This is a genomic window from Streptomyces aurantiacus (genome assembly GCF_001418335.1).
In the GTDB taxonomy this organism is placed as follows: Bacteria; Actinomycetota; Actinomycetes; order Streptomycetales; family Streptomycetaceae; genus Streptomyces; species Streptomyces aurantiacus.
Window position 1 is genome coordinate 1 of record NZ_LIPP01000314.1, and the last position, 7,199, is coordinate 7,199.

Sequence of the window (7,199 nt, forward strand, 5' to 3'; positions counted from 1 at the left end):
GGCACCGGCCGAGGAGGCGCACGCGCGGCGCACGATGATCGGCCGCAGCGCGGAGGAGGTCGACCATGCGCCGCCTCGGCCGGTGCCCCGGGCGGCAGGGTGCCGTCGTCCTCGAAGCCCCCCACGAAGTCGCCCTCGGCGAACGGCACGTGCGAGGAGGGCGCCTCCAAGGGGGCGGCCTCTTCCGGCGCCGGAGACGCCTCGGAGGCGGGCGGTTCCTCCGGCGACGGAGCTGGAGCTGGAGCTGGAGACTGCGCCGTCTCCGGCTCCTGCTCCTGCTCCGGCTCCGTCGCCAGGCGTTCCGCGAAGCGGTTCAACAGCCGGGTCGCCGCCGCCACCACCTCGTCCGCCGGCAGCGCGGCGATGCGCCCGTCGGCCGAGGCCGTACCGGTGAAGCGGAGCGTCGAGCCATCCTCCGCCGGCCGAAGGGCCAGGACGAGGGCGAGCTGCACCACCCCGGTGCCACGGGCCTCCGTGGCGTCGGCCTCGACGGAGTACGTACCGTCGTCCCGTGCGGAGACACCGAGCGTGCCGCGGTAGGTGACGGAGTGCCCGCCGACCCGTACCTTCAGGCGCCCGGAGACGGGCGCCGTCCCCGCGTCCTGCTGGAGGCCGGGCACCGCCCGGGCCACCCGCGCGGGATCGGCGAGAGCCTCGCGCAGACGCTCGACGGGAACCGGAACGAACACCTCATGCTCCATGTCGGCCGAGCCTACCCAGCACCACCCGTACCGCACCCGTACATGCCGGGATTCCCCCGAACCCACGCGCAGACGGACCGCAGAGGGACCGCGGACGGCCTCAGTCGGCGTACCGCGGATGCACGAGCGTGGAGGGCGGAAGACCCCGCAGCCGGGTGCGCTCCGCGGCGCGGGCGCCCGCCTGGAGGGACGGTACGCGGGGCGCCCCCGCCGCCGTCCCCAGGTGGGGCGTAGCGCGCGAAGCGAGCACGTACCCCCAGTCGTGCGGAACCCGCGACCCGCCCGCCACGTCACCCACCACGTCACCCGTCACGTCACCCGTCGCGTCCCGGCCGCCGACCGAGTACGGCACGGTCCGCAGCCCGGCCGCCCGTACCGTCGCGTCGACGGTCCAGAAGGCCCGCGGCCGTGACGCGACGGGCCCGGCGTGCACGACGAGCCGCCCGCCGCCGTCGAGGACCCCGCGGGCGAGGCCGTAGAACTCCTGCGAGTACAGCTTCGTACTGGACGTGTTCTCGGGGTCCGGCAGGTCGCAGAGCACGACGTCGTACGCGTGACGCGGAGCCTGCCGCAGCCAGCCGAACGCGTCCGCCGCCACGACACGCACCCGCGGATCGCGGTACGCGTGGCCGTTCAGCGCGGACAGCGCCGGATCGGTGCGCGCCAACTCCACGAACCGCGCGTCGAGTTCGACGACGTCGACACGCCGTACGCCCGGATGGCGCAGCACCTCGCGCACGGCGAGCCCGTCGCCGCCGCCGAGGACGAGCACGCGCGCGTGCGGGCCGTTCATCGCGGGGTGGACGAGCGCTTCGTGGTAGCGGCGTTCGTCGCTGCCGCTGACCCTCAGCCGCCCGTCGAGGTAGAGGCCGAGACGGCGGCCGTCCGTGCCGCCGGTGAGGACGACGTCCTGGACGTCGGTGTGCAGCGCCACCCGGACGTCCCTGCCGTACATCGCGTGTCGCGCGGCCCGTTCGAAGTCGTCGACGAGGACGGCGGCCGAGGCGAGCAGCGCGAGCACGAGGAGGTTGGCGACGACCAGCAGCCGGCGACCGCGCCGGGTCAGGTCCTGCCGGAACAGGCCGAGGACGAGCGCGCCGCCCGCGATCGCGTTGACCGTCCCGGTGATCAGCGTCGCGCTCAACTGGCCGAGCAGCGGCAGGAGAAGGAAGGGAAAGGCGAGCCCGCCGGCCAGGGCGCCGACATAGTCCGCGGCGAACAGGTCGGCGACCGCGCCGCCCGCGTCCTGCCTGCGCACGCGCTGGATCAGCTCCATCAGCAGGGGGATCTCGGCACCGATGAGCAGGCCGATGGCGAGGGAGAAGACGACGAGGAGGCAACTGGGGCCGTCGGCCCAGGCGCCGCCCCAGTCACCGGTCCAGGCGAACACGGCGTACAGGGCCATCGCGCTGCAGCCGCCGACGAGGGCGAGCAGGGTCTCGACGGCGGCGAAGCCGGCCGCGGCGCGGCAGCGCAGCCGTTTGGCGAGGAGCGAGCCGATGCCCATCGCGAAGATCATCACGGACAGGACGACGGAGGCCTGGGTGACGGAGTCGCCGATCAAGTACGAGGCGAGGGCGACCAGTTCCAGTTCGTACACGAGTCCGCAGGCCGCGCAGACGAACACACCGGCGAGGACGAGGAACCGCCCGGTGGTGGGCCTGACCGGCAGACGCGCCTGGCCCGCCCCGCTGCGGGGCGGCAGGGCCGTACCGGGCGGGGCGGCGGGGGCGTGCGGCTCGATCACCCAGGGAACGGTACGTCACCGCTTCACTGCGTCCTGTCACCCACACGTGTGGAAATCTCGTGTTCCACGCATACTTTGGCCAGGATGGGGACGCCCCGTGAGCGGGCTCGTCGGGTGCAGCTCATCGGATGCGGCTCGTCGGGTGCGGCTCATCGGGTGCGGTCCGGCCCTTGTGCCGTGGCAGGATCTAGACGCACTGAGCCGCAGCGGGAATCCGGACTCCAACCCGCGTGCGGGTGGCGACCAGTTGGCCGTCCTGTGGATAGGCATGCCAGGTACGCCAGTGCACTTGGCCCTCGTGGCGCTGCGCGAGCATCGCGGTGAAGGCGTGCGGGCTGCCGGGGAAGACCCCCGCCAGTCCGTTCGGATGGTCGGCGACGAGGGCGAGCAGTTCTTGGGCCCGTCCGGCGAAGGACCCGTGCGACAGCGTCTCCACGCGCGCGGCGAACTCGTACTCCCAGTCGCCCACCCGCTTGGCGACGCCGAGCGGCAACGGCGTGCTGCTGCCCGCGATGCAGGCGACGGTCTCCGAACAACTGCCCCGCTCCTCTTCCAGGAGCACTTGGTGGGACGCGCCGAGCAGCCTCAACTGCAGTTTCGCGTCGGGCAGTTCGATGTCAAGTGTGGCGAGCGCGGGCAGCGGTTCCCGTCCGAGGACCCAGGCGAGGTCGGCTGCGCGCGTGTCGGTGTAGGCGGTGTTGAGGGTTGTGAGCATGGGTCGGCTCCACTGCACGCAAGGGTGGGGTCGGTCCGTCGCACCCCGGTCGACGCCGGGCGGTCATCGGGCCCGGTCGGCCAGGTCAGAAGGAATCTCCGGGGTCTGCGTCGGCGATACGAGGGAATCATGAACGGCGCGTCCGCCACAGCGTTTTTACCCATCTTCGTAGGGTTTCCATCCCACAGGGGGCTTCACAGCTCACCTGTTCAATCAGAACGTGCGCCCTTAGTTCACGCGTACGCCTTCACGCCCCCCGTCTGCCCCCGTCACCAACAGGCAAGCGCCCGCCGGGGAATGTCCCCAGCGGGCGCTCATGGTGCCGGACGGTCCGGACGCGGTCCCCGGTCCGGAGCTCAGCTGCCCCGTGTCAGCTGCCTCCGTGTCGGCTGCCCCTGTCAGCCGCCCCCTCCGCCGCACCCGCCTCCGCCACCACCGCAGGAGGAGCCGCCTCCGCAGGACGAGCCACCTCCGCACGAGGAGCTGCCCGACGAACAGCCGTTCCCGCTCCCGCCCCCGCTGCCACTGCTGCCCGAGCCGTTGGCCCACCAGCTGCGCCTGGAGCGACCCGCCCGCCTCCTGCTACGGCCCGAAGCCCTCACCGCCAGGCTCGCGACGACCGCTGCACCGAACACCGCCAGGATGATGCCGCTGATCATGGCGTCACCCTCCTTCCGTTCCCCCGAAGCGGCCCCCCGTGGGCTCTGCTTCTTGTTTCTTTTCCTTGTGTTGCTGGGGGATGCCCGCCCGTCTCACGGGCCAAAGCAGAGTTGAGCAACTCCAGAGGTTGAGCGCAGGATGGCGGGCATGACCTCCAGCGCACGCCGTCCTCTCCTCAACCGCCGTCTCGCCGAGTTCGGCACGACGATCTTCGCCGAGATGTCGGCCCTCGCCCTGAGTACCGGCTCGATCAACCTCGGCCAGGGCTTTCCCGACACGGACGGCCCCGAGGTGATCCGGGAGGCGGCCGTACGGGCGCTGCGCGACGGCCGCGGCAACCAGTACCCGCCAGGCCCTGGCATCCCCGAGCTGCGGACGGCGATCGCCGCGCACCAGGAGCGCCGGTACGGCCTGACGTACGCCCCCGACACCGAGGTCCTGGTCACGGCGGGCGCGACGGAGGCCATCGCGGCCACCCTGCTCGCCCTGCTGGAGCCCGGCGACGAGGTGATCGCCCTGGAGCCGTACTACGACTCGTACGCGGCCTGCATCGCGATGGCGGGCGGTACCCGCGTGCCGGTCACCCTGCGGCCGCACGAGGAGACCCGTGACGGGGCCGTGCACCGGCGCTTCCGGCTGGACCTGGACGAACTGCGCGACGCGGTCACGGACAACACGCGGCTGCTGCTGATCAACACCCCGCACAACCCGACCGGCACCGTCCTCACCCGTGCGGAGCTCACCGCGATCGCCGAGCTGGCCGTGGAGCGGGACCTGCTGGTGGTCACGGACGAGGTGTACGAACACCTGGTCTTCGGCGAGGCCGAACACATCCCGCTCGCGACCCTGCCCGGCATGCGCGGGCGCACGGTCACCATCGGCTCGGCGGGCAAGTCGTTCTCGTTCACCGGCTGGAAGGTCGGCTGGGTGACGGCGGCGCCCGAGCTGGTGACGGCGGTGCGCTCGGCGAAGCAGTTCCTCACGTACGTGTCCTCGGGGCCCTTCCAGTACGCGGTCGCCGAGGCGCTGGCGCTGCCCGACACCTACTTCCAGGCCTTCGGCGCGGACATGCTGGCCAAGCGGGACCTGCTGAGCGCGGGGCTCACGGAGGCGGGCTTCAAGGTGTTCCAGCCGGCCGGGACGTACTTCGTCACCACCGACATCCGGCCGCTGGGCGAGAACGACGGCTTCGCCTTCTGCCGGGCCCTGCCGGAGCGGGCCGGCGTGGTCGCGATCCCGAACGCGGTCTTCTACGACCACCGGGAGGCCGGGGCCCCCTTCGTCCGCTTCGCGTTCTGCAAGAAGACGTCAGTACTGGAGGAAGCGGTGAGCCGCCTCAAGACGCTCGCCGGCTGAGCCGGGCGGACAGCGGAGCGGAGCACGGGCGGCCGGGCCGAAGGAGCTGCTCGGCCCCGCTGACACGGCGCGTCGCAGGCGAAGCTCGCGCCGATCACTCGTCCTTGGGCGGGCTGACCCGAGCCCGAGAGGGACCGGCCCGTCAGGGCCAGGTGCGGTCGATGCGGTGGCCCGTCAGGGCCAGGTGCGGGCAATGCGGTCGTGCCGCACGGCGTACGCCGCCGGACCGCCCTTCTCGACGGCCCGGTGGATCGCGTCGCGGCGTACGGCGAGCCGCTCCACCATCTCGGCGCTGGGGAGCTGCTGGTTGTCCAGGTAGAACAGCACCGCCTCGCGCTCCAGGACGGGCCGGATCTCCAGATCCCGGGTCGGCGATCCACTCCTCGTCCGGCACATCCTGACCGTCGTCCGGAAAGACGTCCCCGATGCGGTGAACGGTCCAGCCGCATGCCCTCAGCCCTTCCGCGACCCGACGCCCGAGGTTCCGGTCGAGGAAGAACTCAGGCGGCAAGATGCACCACTGCTCGGCAGAGGGCATCCACCTGCTCGGGTGTCATGTCGTAGTCGTACGCGATGTCCTCGACGGACTCCCCCGCCTCCCACAGGTCGGTGATGGCCCGGACCGCGACGCGGTTGGCGGCCACCACGGGGAGACCGTGGCCGAACCTCGGGTCGATCACGACGGGGACGGAGTCCGGGTACTGCCTCATCCGCAGACTGGAGGGAAAGTCGTCATCCGGTTCCCAAGTGAGGTAGCGGAGATAGTCGGAGACCACTTCGTGGATGGGGACCTGGCCGTCGCGTGCTCTGCGGAGGTCTCCCCAACCGTGCTCGACGAAGATGTCCACGCCGTCCGTCGCAATCCGTCTGGACACAAGGCCGTACGGGGTGTCGAAGGCATCCCGTACAGCGGCAGCCGCCTCCCTGATCTCGCTCATGCGCAGCCCCAGGGAGCGCAGAGAACGAAGGACGTGCGCCTCGGCCACCGCGATGAACGGCACCGAAGGCTGCCCCTTCCGCACCGGCTCCACCTGATGGACCAGTGGTGCCCCGGCGGCCCGGCCCTTCAGCCACGAGGTGAGAGTCGACTGCGGGATCTCAAGGTAGGAGGCCGTCTCCACGGGCGTCAGAAGCCCCTCCTGGAACCTGTCGACCATGCCCCACCTCCTCTTGGCAGCGGATTTCGCATCGTGCCACATCGAGCCTCCCACCTGCGGGTGGACCTCGCACCAAGTCATTGGCTCAGCCGGCCGCACGGAGTTGGTCCCGGGCGCGGCAGTCCCGGCAGCGGCCGGGTTGCGTCGGGCGGAACCCCCGGTCACAGCCGTCGCAGTTCTGCATGGGTACGACCGCCGGACGTGCGGAGGGTTCCGCGGCTCGGGCCGGTACGGGCAGGGCCAGGGGTGTTTCCTTGAGCCGGTAGGCGAGGATGCCGGCCGGTCGGGTCAGAAACTGGTCCGGGAGCCGTGCGGTGAGGTGGTCCGTGATGTGTGTGGGCAGAAGGCCTGCCGCGAGCCATCGAGTGACGGCCGGGGCGAGGCGGGCTGCCTCCCGCGCGGACAGGATCAGCCGTGGGTCGACCCGGCGCAGCGCGGCGAGTACGGCGACGGCCCGCGGGTCGGCCTCGGAGAGCGGGACCGGTGCCTCCGTCTCTGCCTGTACGGGCTCGGCGACCGTTTCCTCCGCGGACGCGGACGCGGACGCGGACGCAGGCTCGGAAGCCGCGGAGGTGACCTCAGCGATGGCAGCCTGCCTTCGGGACCGACGCGGCTGCGGCGGCTCGGGAGGCCCGTCCGGTCCGGGTCCCGGTTGTGGTCCGCCGCCGGGGACCTCGTGGAAGTACGTCCGGGTACGGATCTGCCCGGTGGACAGCCGCTCGCGGCGGCGTTCCAAGTAGCCCGCATGCTCAAGTTCTTTGAGGGCTCGCGAGATCAGGATCTCGCCCTCGGTGAAGTGCTCGCACAGGGCGGTGATGCTCACGGGTGTGCCGTCGGGCAGCGAGAGGATGTACGCGGCGACG

The 7,199-nt window shown here is 71.8% G+C and carries 6 protein-coding genes and 3 pseudogenes; 2 read left to right on the forward strand and 7 right to left on the reverse strand.

The window, feature by feature from the left end; genetic code table 11:
* A pseudogene (locus AOK01_RS46670) lies at positions 1 to 88 on the forward strand (carbon monoxide dehydrogenase subunit G); the annotation flags it as partial.
* 256 nt (positions 89 to 344) lie between these two features.
* Here the strand turns inward: AOK01_RS46670 and AOK01_RS46675 are convergent.
* From AOK01_RS46675 to AOK01_RS32725, 3 genes and pseudogenes are all read right to left on the reverse strand, one after another.
* A pseudogene (locus tag AOK01_RS46675) lies at positions 345 to 701 on the reverse strand (SRPBCC family protein); the annotation flags it as partial.
* A gap of 100 nt (positions 702 to 801) precedes the next feature.
* Positions 802 to 2,448, reverse strand: coding sequence for a polyamine aminopropyltransferase (locus AOK01_RS32720; RefSeq protein ID WP_055518111.1), 1,647 nt, complete (start codon positions 2,446 to 2,448; stop codon positions 802 to 804).
* A 187-nt stretch (positions 2,449 to 2,635) separates the two neighbouring features.
* Positions 2,636 to 3,163, reverse strand: a complete 528-nt coding sequence (locus AOK01_RS32725) for a DUF2617 family protein (RefSeq protein WP_055518112.1) — start codon at positions 3,161 to 3,163, stop codon at positions 2,636 to 2,638.
* Positions 3,164 to 3,961: 798 nt separating this feature from the next.
* Here AOK01_RS32725 and AOK01_RS32735 point away from each other — a divergent pair.
* The gene (locus AOK01_RS32735) at positions 3,962 to 5,179 is read left to right on the forward strand and encodes a pyridoxal phosphate-dependent aminotransferase (protein WP_055518116.1); all 1,218 of its coding nucleotides are present in this window, start codon (positions 3,962 to 3,964) and stop codon (positions 5,177 to 5,179) included.
* Between the two features lie 174 nt (positions 5,180 to 5,353).
* Here the strand turns inward: AOK01_RS32735 and AOK01_RS32740 are convergent, their stop codons facing one another.
* The 4 genes and pseudogenes from AOK01_RS32740 to AOK01_RS32750 form a co-directional block, all read right to left on the reverse strand.
* Positions 5,354 to 5,575: a hypothetical protein gene (locus AOK01_RS32740; protein WP_245702520.1), complete on the reverse strand. Its 222-nt coding sequence runs from the start codon at positions 5,573 to 5,575 to the stop codon at positions 5,354 to 5,356.
* Positions 5,576 to 5,609: 34 nt separating this feature from the next.
* Positions 5,610 to 5,717, reverse strand: a pseudogene (locus AOK01_RS45615) (hypothetical protein); the annotation flags it as partial.
* Entirely contained in the window at positions 5,680 to 6,336 is a 657-nt protein-coding gene (locus AOK01_RS32745; RefSeq protein ID WP_055518117.1) for a DUF433 domain-containing protein, read from the reverse strand. The pseudogene AOK01_RS45615 and the gene AOK01_RS32745, both read right to left, overlap by 38 nt.
* An 85-nt stretch (positions 6,337 to 6,421) precedes the next feature.
* Positions 6,422 to 7,199, reverse strand: a 778-nt coding sequence (locus AOK01_RS32750) for a hypothetical protein (protein WP_055518118.1), incomplete at its 5' end; no start/stop codon positions are given.